Genomic DNA, 1,832 nt, shown 5'->3' with positions numbered 1-1,832 from the left:
TCGCAAGCCAGCTCTTTAACAATTTAAACCAATCAATCTGTGTGGGCACTCGTTGATGATAATCAAAATGCTTAGCAATAAGCACTTCGGTTTCAATGAACTGAGTGACCAAATTGATAGCGCTTTTAGCACTATCGGCACAGTCAATTCATTATCGTTCTGTTGGAACGATAATAGCTTTGAATTACGCTTCTATTTATAGAAGCTAGGTAATTTAAAGTCAGTATTCATTGAGCCAAAAAGAACTTAAATTGAAGAGTTTGATCATGGCTCAGATTGAACGCTGGCGGCAGGCCTAACACATGCAAGTCGAGCGGTAACAGGAAGGAAGCTTGCTTTCTTTGCTGACGAGCGGCGGACGGGTGAGTAATGCCTGGGAAATTGCCCTGATGTGGGGGATAACCATTGGAAACGATGGCTAATACCGCATGATGCCTACGGGCCAAAGAGGGGGACCTTCGGGCCTCTCGCGTCAGGATATGCCCAGGTGGGATTAGCTAGTTGGTGAGGTAATGGCTCACCAAGGCGACGATCCCTAGCTGGTCTGAGAGGATGATCAGCCACACTGGAACTGAGACACGGTCCAGACTCCTACGGGAGGCAGCAGTGGGGAATATTGCACAATGGGCGCAAGCCTGATGCAGCCATGCCGCGTGTATGAAGAAGGCCTTCGGGTTGTAAAGTACTTTCAGTCGTGAGGAAGGGGGTATCGTTAATAGCGGTATTCTTTGACGTTAGCGACAGAAGAAGCACCGGCTAACTCCGTGCCAGCAGCCGCGGTAATACGGAGGGTGCGAGCGTTAATCGGAATTACTGGGCGTAAAGCGCATGCAGGTGGTTTGTTAAGTCAGATGTGAAAGCCCGGGGCTCAACCTCGGAGTTGCATTTGAAACTGGCAGGCTAGAGTACTGTAGAGGGGGGTAGAATTTCAGGTGTAGCGGTGAAATGCGTAGAGATCTGAAGGAATACCGGTGGCGAAGGCGGCCCCCTGGACAGATACTGACACTCAGATGCGAAAGCGTGGGGAGCAAACAGGATTAGATACCCTGGTAGTCCACGCTGTAAACGATGTCTACTTGGAGGTTGTGGCCTTGAGCCGTGGCTTTCGGAGCTAACGCGTTAAGTAGACCGCCTGGGGAGTACGGTCGCAAGATTAAAACTCAAATGAATTGACGGGGGCCCGCACAAGCGGTGGAGCATGTGGTTTAATTCGATGCAACGCGAAGAACCTTACCTACTCTTGACATCTACAGGATCCTGCGGAGACGCGGGAGTGCCTTCGGGAACTGTAAGACAGGTGCTGCATGGCTGTCGTCAGCTCGTGTTGTGAAATGTTGGGTTAAGTCCCGCAACGAGCGCAACCCTTATCCTTGTTTGCCAGCGAGTAATGTCGGGAACTCCAGGGAGACTGCCGGTGATAAACCGGAGGAAGGTGGGGACGACGTCAAGTCATCATGGCCCTTACGAGTAGGGCTACACACGTGCTACAATGGCGCATACAGAGGGCTGCAAGCTAGCGATAGTGAGCGAATCCCAAAAAGTGCGTCGTAGTCCGGATTGGAGTCTGCAACTCGACTCCATGAAGTCGGAATCGCTAGTAATCGTGGATCAGAATGCCACGGTGAATACGTTCCCGGGCCTTGTACACACCGCCCGTCACACCATGGGAGTGGGCTGCAAAAGAAGCAGGTAGTTTAACCTTCGGGAGGACGCTTGCCACTTTGTGGTTCATGACTGGGGTGAAGTCGTAACAAGGTAGCGCTAGGGGAACCTGGCGCTGGATCACCTCCTTACGTAAAGATTGTGCATTGATGAGTGTTCACACAGATTGA

1 rRNA gene is annotated in these 1,832 nt (G+C 51.3%); it reads left to right on the top strand.

What is annotated here, in order from left to right:
* Positions 1–248 precede the first annotated feature (248 nt).
* Positions 249–1,793: ribosomal RNA gene (locus CAG60_RS10525) — 16S ribosomal RNA — on the top strand.
* Positions 1,794–1,832 lie beyond the last annotated feature (39 nt).

The sequence above is a fragment of the Vibrio sp. V33_P6A3T137 genome, assembly GCF_009904835.1.
In the GTDB taxonomy this organism is placed as follows: domain Bacteria; phylum Pseudomonadota; class Gammaproteobacteria; order Enterobacterales; family Vibrionaceae; genus Vibrio; species Vibrio metschnikovii.
The sequence above is the reverse complement of the archived record's forward strand: the minus strand, read 5'-3'. Positions and strand labels throughout refer to the sequence as shown.